At 72.1% G+C, this 15965-nt stretch carries 11 protein-coding genes; 6 read left to right on the top strand and 5 right to left on the bottom strand.

From position 1 onward, the window contains the following. Positions 1–605: 605 nt before the first annotated feature. The 3 genes from J2S58_RS08945 to J2S58_RS08935 form a co-directional block, all read right to left on the bottom strand. Positions 606–1382 carry a DUF6228 family protein gene (locus J2S58_RS08945; RefSeq protein ID WP_205255677.1) on the bottom strand — a complete coding sequence of 259 codons (777 nt, stop codon included), beginning with the start codon at positions 1380–1382 and terminating at the stop codon, positions 606–608. Between the two features lie 212 nt (positions 1383–1594). Beyond that, the gene (locus tag J2S58_RS08940; protein ID WP_205255678.1) at positions 1595–3262 is read right to left on the bottom strand and encodes a DNA repair helicase XPB; all 1668 of its coding nucleotides are present in this window, start codon (positions 3260–3262) and stop codon (positions 1595–1597) included. Between the two features lie 91 nt (positions 3263–3353). Beyond that, the gene (locus J2S58_RS08935; RefSeq protein WP_205255679.1) at positions 3354–3971 is read right to left on the bottom strand and encodes a nucleoside deaminase; all 618 of its coding nucleotides are present in this window, start codon (positions 3969–3971) and stop codon (positions 3354–3356) included. Between the two features lie 177 nt (positions 3972–4148). On the opposite strand from J2S58_RS08935, the gene J2S58_RS08930 reads away from it, so the two are divergent. From J2S58_RS08930 to J2S58_RS08915, 4 genes are all read left to right on the top strand, one after another. Next, positions 4149–5693: an OFA family MFS transporter gene (locus J2S58_RS08930; protein ID WP_205255680.1), complete on the top strand. Its 1545-nt coding sequence runs from the start codon at positions 4149–4151 to the stop codon at positions 5691–5693. Positions 5694–5839: 146 nt separating this feature from the next. Further along, positions 5840–7042 (top strand): MFS transporter, encoded by a 1203-nt coding sequence (locus J2S58_RS08925; protein WP_205255681.1) that lies wholly within the window; start codon positions 5840–5842, stop codon positions 7040–7042. Positions 7043–7047: 5 nt separating this feature from the next. Further along, positions 7048–7449 (top strand): YchJ family protein, encoded by a 402-nt coding sequence (locus J2S58_RS08920; protein WP_205255682.1) that lies wholly within the window; start codon positions 7048–7050, stop codon positions 7447–7449. 75 nt (positions 7450–7524) lie between these two features. Further along, positions 7525–9399 (top strand): Na+/H+ antiporter, encoded by a 1875-nt coding sequence (locus J2S58_RS08915; protein WP_205255683.1) that lies wholly within the window; start codon positions 7525–7527, stop codon positions 9397–9399. Between the two features lie 19 nt (positions 9400–9418). Here the strand turns inward: J2S58_RS08915 and J2S58_RS08910 are convergent, their stop codons facing one another. Further along, the gene (locus J2S58_RS08910; protein WP_205255684.1) at positions 9419–10894 is read right to left on the bottom strand and encodes a GGDEF domain-containing protein; all 1476 of its coding nucleotides are present in this window, start codon (positions 10892–10894) and stop codon (positions 9419–9421) included. A 253-nt stretch (positions 10895–11147) separates the two neighbouring features. Between J2S58_RS08910 and J2S58_RS08905 the strand changes: the two genes are divergently transcribed. Together J2S58_RS08905 and J2S58_RS08900 are read left to right on the top strand one after the other, a co-directional pair. Continuing rightward, positions 11148–13625, top strand: coding sequence for a DEAD/DEAH box helicase (locus J2S58_RS08905; protein WP_344470065.1), 2478 nt, complete (start codon positions 11148–11150; stop codon positions 13623–13625). A 148-nt stretch (positions 13626–13773) separates the two neighbouring features. Then, entirely contained in the window at positions 13774–14331 is a 558-nt protein-coding gene (locus J2S58_RS08900) for an LppU/SCO3897 family protein (RefSeq protein ID WP_205255686.1), read from the top strand. A gap of 35 nt (positions 14332–14366) precedes the next feature. On the opposite strand, the gene J2S58_RS08895 is transcribed toward J2S58_RS08900, so the two are convergent. Continuing rightward, positions 14367–15749, bottom strand: a complete 1383-nt coding sequence (locus J2S58_RS08895) for a sensor domain-containing phosphodiesterase (RefSeq protein WP_205255687.1) — start codon at positions 15747–15749, stop codon at positions 14367–14369. Positions 15750–15965: the final 216 nt, after the last annotated feature.

Raw genomic sequence — 15965 nt, 5'->3', positions numbered from 1 at the left:
GCAGGCCTGCCAAGGACAACCTCACGAACAGCATCGTGGCGACAGACTGGCCCACTCCGAACTGCCCGACCATCAGCAATCATCCGCCGACAAGCAGCTGGCGGCTTGACCGCGGTGGCCTACCGTCGTCCAGCGTCATAGACACCCCACCCAGCTGGCGCACGTGCCCCCAGCTGATGGCGACCGACAGCGTTTCCGTTGGCCACGACCACGGCGCAAGCAGCAAGCCGCCCGGCAAGCGGGCACAACAGCTCAACACGGTGAACGCCCGCTCCCGACGCCGCCCGATCACGACCGCCTCGGCGGGGAACCGGCAGCATGCAAGCACGGATGGCTGCGATTCCAGAGTTGTTGATTCGCGCCACGTCTGCGCGGGCTCAGTCCGCGCTGGCGCCGGTTCAGCGGGCGGAATCGGCGCCGTGCTTCCTCGATACTGCGGTGCGGTTCACCCGACAGCTCGAAGGGTGAGTGCAGTCGGGACTCGTCGCCCGGCCGTGGTCCGGAACAGCCCTGAGCAGGTCACCGGACCGCTGAGTGGCGCCGTTCGGAGCTCAGGCCAACAGGTGAAGAGGGCGGAGTTCGCCGCGAGCAGGTGGCCCATCCAGTCAGCAACCATTCTCGTCGGGATCGCCGGGATCAATCATGTGTCCCGTTCGGTCGAACCGCGGCAATCGCAATCCCCGCTGCACCTTGGCCACATCCCACCAGAGTTCCGTCAGGAGTTCGGCCGCTTGCGCGGAGATGACCGCGCTGTGGATCTCCTGCTCGTCCGGTTCGTCCAGGGCTTGCAGCGCGATCACCCGAGCCCAGGCGAGCGCCTGCCAATGCGCGGCTGCGGTCTGCACCCGGGTCGCTGCGCCGGCAAGCTCGGGTCGAGGGTGTTCGCGAACCAGGTCCAGGTACGTGCGTTCGTCCTGCTCGTAGGCGTATGCGGCCTCATCGACCGGGTCGGAGGACGGCACGGCATCCGACCTGTCGTACTGCCGATCAGCCCACCCGAACTCGCGCTGAACCTCGGTGGCAGCGTGGGTCAACTCTTCTCCGGCATCGAGACTGACTGAGAACCTCAGGTCCCAGTCGCGCTCAGGGTCGAGCTGCTGGCAACGAAGTCCGACATCCAGGAGCACATGGCTGCCGGTGTGCCGAGCAGTCATTGTCAACTCGCCCTCTCCTGACTCCCACCGGCGCGCGCCCTTCCATCCGCGCCAGTGCCGCTCGAGATCGGCGAAGAAGTCGATCAAGTCGCCAAAGCCCAGATGCCCGGGGTACGCCCAGGCAGTGGCCTGGATGTCCCCGCCCCGAACACAAGCCGTCAGTACGCCGTCGGGCTTCGTAGGCGCCGTGAGTTCGAGGCGTCGACCGTTCCAGCCGAGTCGAATCATCCGCGTGAGACTAGACACGTGGTCGCTTCGCCAACATGAAGCGCATCCAATCCCGGTGCGACTACGCCGCCCTCGAGCCAGATAGGGATATGTCCAAGGCGCCGTGGGACAGAGCTTCGTCTCGCACCCTGCGTTCCATCCGGTGTTAGTGCCGAAGCTGTTGGGGGCGGCAGCAGCGGGATCGGGCTGATCATCCGAGCCCCGGCCTCCACTCAGTCCTCCGCACCCCCCGGCACAGCCGGCCCGAGCAGATCATCGGCGTCGACGATCGTGTAGGCGTACCCCTGCTCGGCCAGGAAGCGCTGGCGATGCGCCGCGTAGTCGGTGTCCAGGGTGTCGCGGGAGACCACCGAGTAGAAGTGGGCCTGGCGGCCGTCAGCCTTGGGGCGGAGCAGCCGGCCGAGGCGCTGGGCCTCCTCCTGGCGGGAGCCGAAGGTGCCGGACACCTGGATGGCCACCGTCGCCTCGGGGAGGTCGACGGAGAAGTTGGCGACCTTGGAGACGACCAGCGTCGTCAGCTCGCCGGTGCGGAACGCCTCGTAGAGCCGCTCGCGCTCGGCGGTCTTCGTCGAGCCCTGGATGATCGGGGCGTCCAGTTCGGCGCCGAGCTCCTCCAACTGGTCGAGGTAGGCGCCGATGACGAGAGTCAGCTCGCCCTTGTGCTTCTCGAGGATGGAGCGCACCACCGGCATCTTCGTCCGGGCGGTCGCGGCGATCTTGTACTTCTCTTCCGGCTCGGCCGTGGCGTAGTTGAGCCGCTCCGCGTCGGTCAGCGTCACCCGCACCTCGGTGCACTCGGCCGGGGCGATCCAGCCCTGCGCCTCGATGTCCTTCCACGGGGCGTCGTACCGCTTGGGCCCGATGAGGGAGAACACATCGCCCTCGCGGCCGTCCTCACGGACCAGGGTCGCGGTCAGGCCCAGCCGCCGGCGGGACTGCAGGTCGGCCGTCATCCGGAACACCGGCGCGGGGAGCAGGTGGACCTCGTCGTAGATGACCAGGCCCCAGTCGCGGGAGTCGAACAGGTCCAGGTGCTTGTAGACGCCGCCGGACTTGCGAGTCATCACCTGGTAGGTGGCGATGGTGACCGGGCGGATCTCCTTGCGCTCCCCGGAGTACTCGCCGATCTCCTCCTCGGTCAGCGTGGTCCGCGCGATCAGCTCCCGCTTCCACTGCCGGCCGGCGACGGTGTTCGTCACCAGGATCAGCGTGGTCGCCCCGGCCTTGGCCATGGCCGCCGCACCGACGAGGGTCTTGCCCGCACCACAGGGGAGGACGACGACACCGGAGCCGCCGGCCCAGAACCCCTCCACGGCCTGCTGCTGGTACGAGCGCAGCTCCCAGCCGTGCGGATCCAGCTCGATCGGGTGCGCCTCACCGTCGACGTAGCCGGCCTGGTCCTCGGCCGGCCAGCCGACCTTGAGCAGCGCCTGCTTGAGGTGCCCGCGCTCCGAGGGATGGACGACGACGGTGTCCGGGTCGATCCGGGCGCCCAGCATCGGAGAGATCTTGCGGTTGCGGAGGATCTCCTCCAGCACGGCGCGGTCCCGCGAGGCCAGGATCAGGCCCTGGGTCGGGTGGGTCTGCAGGACCAGCCGGCCGTACCGACCCATCGTGTCGACCACGTCGACGAGCAGGGCCTGCGGCACCGGGAAGCGCGACCAGCGGACCAGCGCGTCCACCACCTGCTCGGCGTCGTGCCCGGCGGCCCGTGCGTTCCACAGGGCCAGCGGGGTGATCCGGTAGGTGTGCACGTGCTCGGGGGAGCGTTCCAGCTCGGCGAACGGCGCGATGTTGGCGCGCGCCGCCGACGAGTCCGGGTGGCCGACCTCGAGCAGCAGCGTCTTGTCGGACTGGACGATCAACGGTCCATCGGTCACGAGGATCCTCACCACGAGCAGTTGGGCACAACTTGTCCAGTGTGCCCGTCCGCCGCGTCCCCCCGCCCGGTTGCGACTGTGATGCCCTGCGTCAGCCCATCTCGATGGCGCCGGCCCCGCGGGCGTTGTAGACCGTCGCGTCCGACCGCATCCCGTACGCGCGGAACACCGCCAGGGCCTCGTCGCGCAGCACGTCCTGGGTGACGGTGATGCCGCGCTGCTCGAACTGCTCGGCCCAGTCGTCCCGCACAGGGCCCTCGTCGAAACCGCTGAGCCGCTCCAGGTCCGGGCCGGACCCGGCCACGACGAGCCCGCGCACCCCGGACCACAGGGTGGCGCCGTAACACATCGCGCACGGGCGCCAGTTGACGACGAGCTCCCGGTCCGGAGCCCCGTCGGCGCCCAGGTCCCAGCTGTCCACCGCCACCTGGGCCAGCGAGAGCGCCATCACCTCGGCGTGCGTGCTGGACAACCCGGAGGCCAGGACCACGTTGACCCCGATCGACACGATCCGCCCCGTGGTGGTCTCCGCGACCAGGGCGGCGAACGGGCCGCCGTTGCCCTCGCGGTGGTTGCGGTCGGCGAGCCGGTGGACCAGGGCCATCCGCTCCTGCGCCGTCGGCAGCGCGTCGGGAACGTCGGCGATCTCGTCGAAGACCCAGGCGGGCAGCTCGGCCGAGACGGTGGTGGCCAGACGGGAGGTGTCCACTGGGGGCTCCTGGGCGGTGTCGGGTGCGGGGCGGGTGGGCCGGACGTGCGCAGCCTAGGTGTGAACGGTGTGTGGAACGCGCGGGTACGTTTCGGACAGAGGCGGGTCATCGGTGACCCGCGTCACGGAGGGCCAACGAACCCGGTCCGGCCCCCGCATCCCACGCACGGAGGCACCATGAGCTTGGCCCTGCTCGACCGGCGGCACACCATCGCCCCGCCCGGTTACAACCGCTGGCTGATCCCGCCGGCGGCGCTGGCCGTCCACCTGTGCATCGGGCAGGTGTACGCGACCAGCGTCTACAAGAACCCGCTGATCGAGCGGTTCGACGCCAGCTCGACCCAGATCGGCATCGTCTTCTCCATCGCGATCGTCATGCTCGGCCTCTCCGCGGCCGTCGGCGGCACCTGGGTGGAGCGCAACGGCCCCCGCAAGGCGATGTTCGTCAGCGCCTGTCTGTGGGCCACCGGCTTCCTCGTCGGCGCGGTGGGCATCTCCACCGGCCAGCTGTGGTTGCTGTACCTGGGCTACGGCGTCATCGGCGGCATGGGTCTGGGCATCGGCTACATCTCGCCGGTGTCCACGCTCATCAAGTGGTTCCCGGACCGGCCGGGTCTGGCCACCGGCATGGCCATCATGGGATTCGGTGGTGGCGCCCTGCTGGCCAGCCCGCTGTCCCGGCAGCTGCTCGGTCTCTACGACCCCGGCTACGTCCCCAGCAACCCGGCCCCGGTGGCCAGCGTCAGCGCGCTGACCCTGCTGTTCGTCACCCTGGGCATCGGCTACTTCTGCATCATGATGATCGGCGTCACGCTGATCCGGGTGCCCGCGCCCGGCTGGGCCCCCGCCGGTTTCGACCCGGCGTCGATCAAGAAGAAGCCGATGGTCACCACCGAGAGCGTCTCGGCCGCCAAAGCGATCAAGACACCGCAGTTCTGGCTCCTGTGGATCGTGTTGTTCTGCAACGTCACCGCGGGCATCGGCATCCTCGAGCAGGCCAGCCCGATGATCCAGGACTTCTTCCGGCAGGCGGACGGGAAGTCGCTCGTCGCGGTGGCCGCGGCCGGCGGGTTCGTCGGCGTGCTGTCGCTGTTCAACATGGGTGGCCGGTTCGTCTGGTCGGCCAGCTCCGACCGGATCGGCCGCAAGCCGATCTACATGCTGTACCTGGGCGGCGGCATCGCGCTCTACCTGCTGCTGGCCACCGTGGGAGCCACCTCCACCGCGGTGTTCGTGCTCATCGCCGCGCTCATCCTGTCGTTCTACGGCGGCGGGTTCGCCACCATCCCGGCCTACCTGCGCGACCTGTTCGGCACCTACCAGGTCGGCGCCATCCACGGCCGGCTGCTGACCGCGTGGTCGGCCGCCGGCGTCGTCGGCCCGCTGATCATCAACGGGTTCCTCGACGCCCAGGGCAAGCCCGGCACCCTCACCGCGGACGCCTACCGGCCCGCGCTGTTCACCATGGTCGGCATCCTGGCCGTCGGGTTCGTCGCGAACCTGCTGGTCCGTCCGGTGGCCGCGAAGTTCCAGGAACGACGCGACGCCACGGGGGCAGCGGTGAAGGACGACGGTGTGCAGGTCGACACGCACGACCACGACACCCGGACCGAGGTCGGCCAGGCCAAGGTCCGCCTCGTCCTGGCGTGGGCGGTGATCGTCGTGCTGCTCGGGTACGGCGTCATCCAGACGGTCATCACGGCCGCCAAGCTGTTCAGCTGATCCCTGGCCCCCCGGGTGGCGACACCCGGGGGGCCGGCGGCGTCCTGTCGCTGACCGACGCCGCCCGCTAACCTGGGGGACAGCACAGGGTGAGACGGCGCCGGGGGTGGGACGGGGCCGGAAACCGCGAACCCGGAGCATCTCCGATGTCCCTGATCACCCCGTTCCGCGTGCTGCCCGCCCTGGCTGGCCGCACCCTGCTTCCCGTCGCCTTCCTCGCCCGGCTGCCGTCGTCCATGACGCAGCTCGGCACCGTCGTCCTCGTCTCCACCGCCTACGACTCGGTGGGCGCGGGCGGACTGACCGCCGGAGCCCTGGCCATCGGCTCCGCCGGCGGTGGGCCGGTCCTGGGAGCCCTGTCCGCCCGGCTCGGCCAACGCCCGGTCCTGCTGGCGGCTTCCCTGCTGAACGCGGCCGGGGCGGCGGCCATCGTCGTCACCGCGCTGCTCGGCGCCCCGTTGTGGGCGGTCTGCCTGGCCGCCCTCGTCTGCGGGACGTCCACCCCGCAGATCGGTGCGCTCGTCCGCGCCCGCTGGGTCGGGCTCACCCGCGGCGGCCCCGGTCTGCCCGCCGCCATGTCCTACGAGGGCGCGGCCGACGAGGTCGGGTACATCCTCGGGCCCGCCGTGGTCAGCCTCCTCGCCGCGCTGGCCTCCCCGGCCGCGGCCGTCCTGGCCTCCGCCGCCCTGGTCGGGGTGTTCGGGTCGTGGGTCGCCCTGCATCCCACCTCGGCCGCGGCGCCCGTCGCCCACCACGGGCCCCGGCCTGCCGGGACCCCGCGGTGGCTCACCGGCACGGTGGTGCGGGTGCTGTTCGGCGGCACCGCCGTCGGCTGCTTCTTCGGGGCCATGCAGACCGGCGTCACCGGCGTGGCCACCGCCTCCGGCTCGCCCGGCGCCGCCGGCAGCATCTACGCGTTCATGGCCGTGGGCAGCGCCGTCACCGCCCTGGCCGTCGCCGCGCTGCCCGCCCGCTTCGCCCTGCCCGACCGGCTCGTCTTCTTCGCCGCGGCCATGGCCGTGCTCACCGTGCCGGCGCTGCTCGCCGACGGGGTGGGCTGGCTCATCGCGGCCATCCTGCCGCTGGGCTGCGCCGTCGGCCCGTACCTGATCACCGTCTACTCGCTCGCCGAGCGCAGCGTCAGCACCGGCCGGGTGGCGGTGGTGATGACCTCCCTGGGCAGTGCGGTCACCATCGGGTACTTCGTCGGCTCCACCCTCGGCGGGGCACTCGTCGACCGGGTCTCCCCGGCCGCCGCCTTCGGCGTGGCCACCGCCGCGGCCACCGGGGCGCTGCTCAACGCGGTCCTGCTGCGGGTGCGCGGACTGCCCGCCGCGGTGGAGGACTGAGCCGCATGCCGCCGCGCCGACCTCACCGGCCCGCCGGGTGCCCGTGCGGCTCCGGGCTGAACCTCGTGGAGTGCTGCGGGCCCATCGTCGAGGGCACTGTCACCGCCCCCACGGCGCTGCGCCTGATGCGGTCCCGGTACACCGCGTACGCGCTGGGCGCCGTCGATCACCTGCTGCGCACCTGGCACCCAACCACCCGGCCGCCGCCGTTCGAACCGGACGGCCGGCGCCGCTGGCTCGGCCTGGACATCCTCGGCACCACCGGTGGGGGACTGCTGCAGAGCACCGGGACGGTCGAGTTCGTCGCGCACTTCCAGGACGCGGGCGCCCGCCGACCGGACGCGCAGCGGGAGAACAGCCGGTTCACCCGGGTGGCCGGGCTCTGGGTGTACGTCGACGCGCTCTGACGCCCCGCCTGCTTCCCGTTTCCGCTCCTGGCGCAGCGACTCCCCAGCGTCATACCCGGGTGCCAGGATGTCGCGGTGACCGTTGCCCTGACCCTGCTCGTCCTGGTGGCGACCGTGACCCTGGTCAGCTCGCTGTCCGAACGGGTCCGGATCCCGGCGCCGCTGGTGCTCGTGGTCGTCGGGGTCGGGGCGTCGTACCTGCCGTTCGTCACCCCCATCCGGTTGACCCCGGAGCTCGTGCTCGTCGGCCTGCTGCCCCCGCTGCTGTACGCCGCGGCGATCCGCACCTCCCTGGTCGACGTGTCGGCGAACCGGCGATCCATCGGACTGTTGGCGGTCGGGCTGGTCATCGCCACCACCGTGATCGTCGGTCTGGTGACGTGGTGGCTGCTGCCCGTCCCGCTGGCCGCGGCGCTGGCCTTCGGCGCCGTCGTCGCCCCGCCCGACGCGGTGGCCGCGACGGCCATCGCCCGCCGGATCGGCCTGCCCCGCCGGGTGGTGACGATCCTGGAGGGCGAGTCGCTGCTGAACGACGCCACCGCCCTGGTCGCCCTGCGCACCGCGGTGGCCGCCCTCGCCGGTTCGGTGACCTTCTGGGGGGTCGGGGCGGACTTCCTGGTCGCCGCGCTCGGCGGGGTGCTGGTCGGCGTGGTGCTGGCCGTCGCAGTCAGTTTCCTGCGCAAGCGCATCACCGACCCCATCGTCGACACCGCCGTCTCGCTGATGATCCCGTTCGGCGCGTACATCGCCGCGGAGGAGATCCACGCCTCCGGGGTCATCGCGGTGGTGGTGTCCGGGGTGCTGATGGGCCACAAGTCGCCGGTCATCCAGGACGCCCGGGCCCGGCTCAACGAGCGCACCAACTGGTCGATGATCCAGTTCCTGCTGGAGAACAGCGTCTTCCTGCTCATCGGTCTGCAGCTCCGGTCGATCCTGGAGAACGTCGCCGCGTCCGAGCTCTCGCCGGCCACCATCGTCTGGTTCTGCGTCGGGGCGCTGCTGACGGTCATCCTGGTCCGCCCGGTGTGGGTCGTCGCCAGCCGCTTCCTGCTCATCCGGCCCAAGGACGCGACCGGCCAGCCGATCCCGTGGGGGACGACCGCGGTCATCTCCTGGGCGGGGATGCGCGGCGTGGTCACGCTGGCCGCGGTGTTCGTCCTCCCGGAGACGGTGCCGCACGTCGAGGTGCTCGTCCTCGGGGCGTTCGTGGTCACCGCCGGCACCCTGCTGCTGCAGGGGCTGACGCTGCCCTGGCTCGCCCGGGTGCTCCAGGTGCGCGGCCCGGACCCCCGCGAGGACGCCCTGCAGGAGGTCACCGTGCTGCGGGCGGCGGTGCTCGCCGGGCAGGCCGAACTCGACCGGCTGCTCGGGCCCGACGTCGACGACAGCGTGGCCCAGGCGTTGCGCGGGCGCGGGGAGACCCGGCTGAACTCGGTGTGGGAGCGGCTGGGGGCGAGCGGAGCGGACGAGACCCCGAGCCAGCAGTACCGGCGGCTGCGTAGCGCGATGCTGCAGGCCGAGCGGACCGAGGTGCTCCGCATCCGCGACGAGGGCACCGTCGACAGCGAGGTGCTGGCCGCGGTGATGGCCTCGCTGGACGTCGAGGAGTCGCTCATCGACCGGCGCCGCGACGAGGCGGAGATCGGCGAGGCCCAGGGCGACGGCGACCTGCTCACGCCCCTGCGCACGGCGGGGGAGTGCGACGACCTGACCGCGGCCCCGCTGATGGTCACACCGCTGAGCCCGGGGGTGTGCCTGGACTGCGTCCGCGAGGGCACCCGGCCGGTGCACCTGCGGTTGTGCCTGAGCTGCGGCAACGTGGGCTGCTGCGACTCCTCGGTGGGCAAACACGCCGACCGGCACAACGCCGAGACCGGCCACCCGGTGATGCGCAGCATCGAGCCCGGCGAGGCCTGGCGCTGGTGCTACGTGCACGACCTGCTCGGCTGACCCGACCGACCGGCCGGGCTCAGACCCGGGCGCTGCCGGCCCGGGCGACGAGCACCTGCCGCCGGCCGGCGATCTTCGCGCGGTAGAGAGCCTCGTCGGCCGCGGCCAAGAGGTCCCGGCCGTTCATGTCGTCCTCCCAGCGGGCCACCCCGGCGGAGAACGACTGCCCCATCGGCGTGACCCCCAGCATGGCCAGCACCGTCTCGCGCAGGTCCAGCGGATCGGCGCCCAGCGCGATCAGCGCGAACTCCTCGCCGCCGTACCGGGCGAGCACTGCGGCGTGCCGCGGGTGCATCCGGCGCCGCTGCACCACGACCGTCCACTCGGCCGCCGCCCGCCGCAGGAGCTCGTCGCCACCGGCGTGGCCGTGGGTGTCGTTGAATGCCTTGAAGTGGTCCAGGTCGATCATCGCCGCGCACAGCGGCAGGTTCTCGGCGCGGGCGATCCGGATGGCCCGCTGCAGGGAATGGTCGAGGGTGCGGCGGTTGGCCAGGCCGGTGAGCGCATCGCGGCGGGCCTCCCGGGCGTGCCCGTCGGCCTGCCGCTGCACCGCGCGGACCAGCACCGCGAGCCGGCCCAGGATGACGACCAGGGTCAGCATGCCGGCCACCGCGAGGGCGATGGTCCGGTCGCGGTCGTCCTGCACGTGGGACCACACCGCGGCGGCCGGGACGGACAGGCCGGCCAGCGCCAGGACGAGGACGGCATGCCGGTTCAACCGCACCGGCCGCGGGGAGTGCGGTGCCGTCGCGGCGCCGGCCGCGGGGTGCACCACGGCCGCGGCCATCAGGGCCGAGGCGAGCAGCCAACCGCCCTGCAGCGGAGCCGGACCGGCCCAGGAATCGTCGCCCCCGGTCAGCTGGATGCCGTCCATCAGGGCGTCGGCGAGGAAGGTCAGGCCCAGCCCCACGGCCAGCAACACCAGCGTGGTGTTGCCCCGGTCCTCCCCGCGCAGCAGCGTGCAGCCCAGTGCGAGCATGCCCAGATCGGCGAGCACGTACACCGCGGCCATGACCTGCTCGGGGCGGCTGGAGAACTGCGCCCACGGCGGGGCGGGGGAGAGCAGGTACAGCACGCCGCCGGCGGCGACCGTCACCACGGCGGCGTCCAGCAGGGCCGGCAGGTCCCGGTGCCGGTCGCGTCGGTGCACCAGCGTGATCAACCCCGCGGCGACCAGCGCGTACCCGACGAGGAAGACGGCGTCCAGCCAGATCTGGGTGCCGGCGGTGCGGTCGGTGGCGGTGGTCGTGACCCAGGTGAGGGTGCCGGCCAGTTGGACGAAGACCCCGGCGAGCAGCAGGCGCCAGACCCGATCGGCGAACAGGGCCTTGCCGACGGCGCCGGCCAGGGTGACGCCGCCGATGGCGACGGTCCAGCCGACGACGCCGACGGTCTGCTGGGCCGGGCTCAACGGGACGAACAGGAACAGCAGGAAGGCGAGTCCGCCCAGGGCGATCAGCGCGCGCGACGCCTGGGTGGCCGGTGCTGCGGTCATCAGGTCCCCGTCCTGACCGGACGCTCCCACGCCCTGCGATCACTCAGAGCAAGAATACGGGGACGGAGTGTGGGCAACGTGGGAGCACGGTCCCGCTCCCGGCGTGCAAGGGTGGAAGCATGTCCTGCTGCGTGCGTCCCGCCGTCCCCGGTGCCCGATGACCCTGTCCCTGGTGCCGGCCGGCGAGAACGCCGAGAGCTGGCAGGAGCGGCTCGGTGGGCCGGACCACCCGGCGGTCGCCGATCCCGACGCGATGTACGACGCCTTCGCCGGCTGGGCCGGTGAGCGGGGGCTGCCGCTCTACCCCCACCAGGAGGAGTCGCTGCTGGAGATCGTCGCCGACAACAACGTCATCGTGGCCACCCCGACCGGGTCCGGGAAGTCGCTGATCGCCACCGCGGCCCTGTTCGCCGGGCTCTCCACCGGCCGTCGCGCCTACTACACCGCCCCGATCAAGGCGCTGGTGTCCGAGAAGTTCTTCGACATGGTCGACATCTTCGGCGCCGAGAACGTCGGCATGATCACCGGCGACTCGGCCGTCAACTCCGCCGCCCCGATCATCTGCTGCACCGCGGAGATCCTGGCCGGCATCGCCCTGCGCGGCGGCGCCGAGGCCGATCCCGGCGTCGTGGTCATGGACGAGTTCCACTACTACGCCGACCCGCAACGCGGCTGGGCCTGGCAGGTGCCCCTGCTGGAGCTGCCCCGGGCCCAGTTCGTGCTGATGTCCGCGACGCTCGGCGATGTCTCGTTCTTCGCCGAGGACCTCACCCGCCGCACCGGCCGGGAGACCTCGCTGATCACCGGCGTGCAGCGGCCCGTCCCGCTGCACTTCGAGTACACCCTCGTCCCGCTGACCGAGACCATCCAGGAGTTGGTCAGCACCGCCCGCGCCCCGCTGTACCTGGTGCACTTCACCCAGGCCGCGGCCCTGGAGCGCGCGCAGGCACTGTCCAGCATCGCGCTGGCCAGCCGCGCCGACCGCGACCGCATCCTGGAGACGTTGGCGGACTTCCGTTTCTCCGCCGGGTTCGGCCGCACCCTGTCCCGGCTGGTCCGGCACGGCATCGGCGTGCACCACGCGGGCATGCTGCCCAAGTACCGGCGGCTGATCGAGAAGCTGGCCCAGTCCGGGCTGCTCACCGTCATCTGCGGCACCGACACCCTCGGCGTCGGGATCAACGTGCCCATCCGCACCGTGGTGTTCACCGCGCTGGCCAAGTACGACGGCCGCCGCACCCGGGTGCTCTCGGTGCGCGAGTTCCACCAGATCGCCGGGCGGGCCGGCCGCGCCGGGTACGACGTCGCCGGTGACGTGGTCGTCCTCGCGCCGGAACACGTCATCGACAACGAGCGGGCGTTGGCCAAGGCCGGCGACGATGCGGCCAAGCGCCGGAAGGTGGTGCGTCGCAAGGCCCCCGAGGGCTTCGTGACGTGGACCGAGCGGACCTTCGACTCCCTCGTGCAGGGCACCCCGGAGCCCCTGACGTCCAGCTTCCGGATGTCGCACACCATGGTGCTCGGGGTGATCTCCCGCCCGGGTGACGCGTTCGTCGCCATGCGGAACCTCATCGAGGGCAGCCACGAGCCGCGCGTCCGGCAGCTCCGGCACGCGCGGCGGGCCATCGAGATCACCCGCGGGCTGCTGGCCGCCGGCGTCGTCGAGCGGTTGGACACCCCCGACGAGACCGGCCGCCGCTACCGGCTGACCGCCGACCTGCAGGTCGACTTCGCCCTCGACCAGCCGCTGTCCCCGCTGGCCCTGGCCGCCCTGGATCTGCTGGACCGCGAGTCGGAGTCCTATGCGCTGGACGTGGTCTCGCTCATCGAGGCCACCCTGGAGGGTCCGCGCCCGGTGCTCTCGGCGCAGCGGTTCAAGGCCCGCGGCGACGCGGTGGCGGCGATGAAGTCCGACGGCATCGAGTACGAGGAGCGGATGGCGCTGCTCGAGGAGGTCGACCACCCCAAGCCGCTGGCCGATCTCATCGAGGTGGCCTTCGAGTCCTACCGGGCCGGCCACCCGTGGGTCGCCGAGTACCAGCCCGAGCCCAAGGCCGTGGTCCGCGACATGTACGAGCGGGCGATGACCTTCTCGGAGTACGTGGCGTTCTACGGGCTGGCCCGCAGCGAGGGTGTGGTGCTGCGCTACTTCGCCGACGCCTACCGCGCCATGCGGCGCACCGTGCCGCAGGAGGCCCGCACCGAGGAGCTGCTGGACATCGTGTCCTGGCTCGGCGAACTGGTGCGTGGCGTGGACTCCTCCCTGCTCGACGAGTGGGAGTCCCTGGCCCATCCCGAGCCCGAGGAGCTGCTCCCCGGTGGGGGCGCAGGGGTGCGCCCGCCGACCGGTCGCGGCATCACCGCCAACATCCGTGCGTTCACCGTCATGGTGCGCAACACGCTGTTCCGCCGGCTGGAGCTGCTGGCCCACGAGCGCTACGACCTGCTCGGCGAACTGGACGGGGCCGACGGCTGGAACGCCGACGGGTACCGCGAGGCCATGGCCGGGTACTGGGACGAGTACGACGACCTGGGCATCGGGCCGGACGCACGTTCGTCCGCGCTGGTGCAGATCACCCCGGGGGCCACGGTCTGGACGGCCCGGCAGGTGTTCGAGGACCCGGCGGGCGACCGCGACTGGGGGCTCACGCTGGAGGTGCTGGTCGCCGAGTCCGACGACCTCGGCGAGCCGGTGGTGCGGGTGCTCGCGGTGGGTCCGTTCGATGCCTGACGGTCCCGTGGGCCCTGCGCCTTCCGTACCGCGGTGGCGGGCGCTGGAGATCGGACCCGGCGGGCTGCCCCCGGAGCAGGTCCGGCCGATGGGTCCGGGAGCACCGTGGGTCGGGCCTCCGCCGCCGTTCGCCCCGCCGGTCCTGCAGATGCAGCCGGTCGGACAGGGTGCGGTCGACCCGTGGAGCTCCGTCCCGGCCCCGCCGCCGCCCCGCTCCCGTCGCGTCGTCGGGTTCGTCGTGCTGGGCGCGGTGGTCGTCCTGCTGGTGGTGCTGGCGTTGTGGTCGAACAACTCCCCGTCGGGCGCCGCCGAGGTCGCCGCGGGGGACTGCCTGGCCCAGGAGGAGTCGGGCGACTACCGCGTCGCCGACTGCGGATCCGCGGCCGCCTCGCTGCGGGTGACCGCGAGCCTGGCCGCCACCGCGGCCGCCGGGGACTGCGACGACGTCCCCGCCGACGGGGCCCTGCTCACCGACGACGCGGTGCTCTGCCTGGACTTCCTGCTCACCCGCGGCGACTGCGTCCAACTCACCGGCCCCGATCTCGGGCGGACCGACTGCCCCGCGCCGGGGCAGAGCGCGAACGGGATCCTCCGGGTGCTCCACGTCCTGCCCGACACCCAGGACACCGGCTCCTGCCCGGGGACCACCGAGCAGATTTTGTTGCACCCGGCGTCACGGGAAGTGGTGTGCCTCGGCGCTGCCTGACACCGAGGCGAGGCCGGTGTCCGCGGGTGGCGGCGTCAACCCCCGGTCGGATCTCCCCCCGCGAGCGCGCCGAGGTCCGTGAGGGCGTCGGCCAGGTCATGGCCGCGTACTGCCCGGCCGTACAGCCAGCCCTGCCCGTGACGCACGCCCGCCGCCGCGAGATGGTCGCGGACGGCGGTGGTCTCGATGCCCTCGGCGGTGACCTGCAGCCCCAGTCGGCGGGCGAGGTCGACGGTGGACGCGACCATGATGGCGGCGCGCGGATCGTCCAGCACGTGGGCGGCGATGCTCCGGTCGATCTTGATGCCGTCCACGGGCAGCTGCAGCACGCGGGTGAGATTGCTCCAGCCGACCCCGAAGTCGTCGATCACGACGTGCACCCCCATCGCGACGAGGGCGTCGAGCTCGGCGCGGGCCACGGTGACGTCGAGAAGGGCGGTGGACTCGGTGATCTCGAGGGTGAGTCGGGCACCGAGCACGTCATGGCGGCTGAGTGCCTCCACCACCTCGCGGGCCAGTCCCGGTCGGGTCAGTTGGCCGCTGGCGACGTTGACGGCGACCCCGCCGGGGAGATCGATGCCCTGCCCGTGCAGCTGCACGAGACGGCCGAGGGCCGCGTCCAGCACGGCACGCCCCATCGGGACGACCAGGGCACCCGCCTCGAGGCCCGGCAGGAAGGTGTCCGGGGTGAGGAGGCCGGACGTGGGATGTTCCCACCGCAACAGTGCCTCGATCTGGTGGGCACGTCCGGTGCGGATGTCGACCAACGGCTGGAAATGGGGGGTGATCTCGCCGGACCGCAGGGCCGCCCGGAGGCGGACCGGATCCCGGGCGTCGGGCACGACGCGCGCACCCAGCAGGCCGTCCGCGAGGTCGCGTCTGCGCTGCTCGAGGAGGAAGACGACCTGGTCGGCCAGCGTGGTCAGCATGTCGACCTGCTCCGGGCTGAAGGAACGCGTCCTCCGGTCGAGGACGCACAGCGCACCGAGCGGCAATCCATCGCGGCCGATGAGCGGGACGCCGAGATAGGCCCGGATATCAGGTGCGCCGGTGACGAAGGGATTCCACCGGTAGCGGTCGGTGGTGGACACGTCCGAGACGGCCAGGGTCCGTCCGCCGGCGACGACGTCGGAACAGAACGACGTGCGCCGCGGACTCTCCTCGATGTCGAGCCCGTAGGTGGACTTGAACCACTGGCGGTCGTCGTCGATGAGCGTGACGGCGGCCATCGGGGAATCGGACAGGCGGGCGGCCAGAGCCGTCAACGCGTCGTAGGTGGTCTCGCGCGGGGTGTCCAGCACCCCGTAGGAGACGAGCGAATCGAGGCGGTCCCGCTCATCCGCGGGTACCCGGACACTGTCCGCCCGCAGCATCGCGGCAGCCGGGTCCGCACCGGGGACCTCGCCCGGTCTGCGCACCCGTCCTCGGAGCCGCCGACCGACGGCGCGCAGGGGCAGCAACCGCGGGGAGGCCGGCGGAGGTGGCAGATCGGGGCGAGAGCGGGGAACGGTCATCGAACTCCAGCGACACCGGGCCCGCCGCCCTGTTCCACCAAGGCCGGCCCGCACGAACGGTACCAAGCCCACCCGCATCGGTTGTCCGTCGGTGTACGTTCCGTGTTCAGCGGGGGGCTG

This window comes from Nakamurella flavida (assembly GCF_030811475.1).
Taxonomy (GTDB): Bacteria; Actinomycetota; Actinomycetes; order Mycobacteriales; family Nakamurellaceae; genus Nakamurella; species Nakamurella flavida.
This window is presented reverse-complemented; position numbering and strand designations above follow the sequence as displayed.

What these genes read in the sequence shown, in the direction of transcription:
- J2S58_RS08945 (WP_205255677.1), bottom strand. Translation starts at nt 1,382, where the DNA reads ATGATTCGACTCGGCTGGAACGGTCGACGCCTCGAACTCACGGCGCCT.
- J2S58_RS08930 (WP_205255680.1), top strand. Translation starts at nt 4,149, where the DNA reads ATGAGCTTGGCCCTGCTCGACCGGCGGCACACCATCGCCCCGCCCGGT.
- J2S58_RS08925 (WP_205255681.1), top strand. Translation starts at nt 5,840, where the DNA reads ATGTCCCTGATCACCCCGTTCCGCGTGCTGCCCGCCCTGGCTGGCCGC.
- J2S58_RS08920 (WP_205255682.1), top strand. Translation starts at nt 7,048, where the DNA reads ATGCCGCCGCGCCGACCTCACCGGCCCGCCGGGTGCCCGTGCGGCTCC.
- J2S58_RS08910 (WP_205255684.1), bottom strand. Translation starts at nt 10,894, where the DNA reads ATGACCGCAGCACCGGCCACCCAGGCGTCGCGCGCGCTGATCGCCCTG.
- J2S58_RS08905 (WP_344470065.1), top strand. Translation starts at nt 11,148, where the DNA reads ATGTACGACGCCTTCGCCGGCTGGGCCGGTGAGCGGGGGCTGCCGCTC.
- J2S58_RS08900 (WP_205255686.1), top strand. Translation starts at nt 13,774, where the DNA reads ATGCAGCCGGTCGGACAGGGTGCGGTCGACCCGTGGAGCTCCGTCCCG.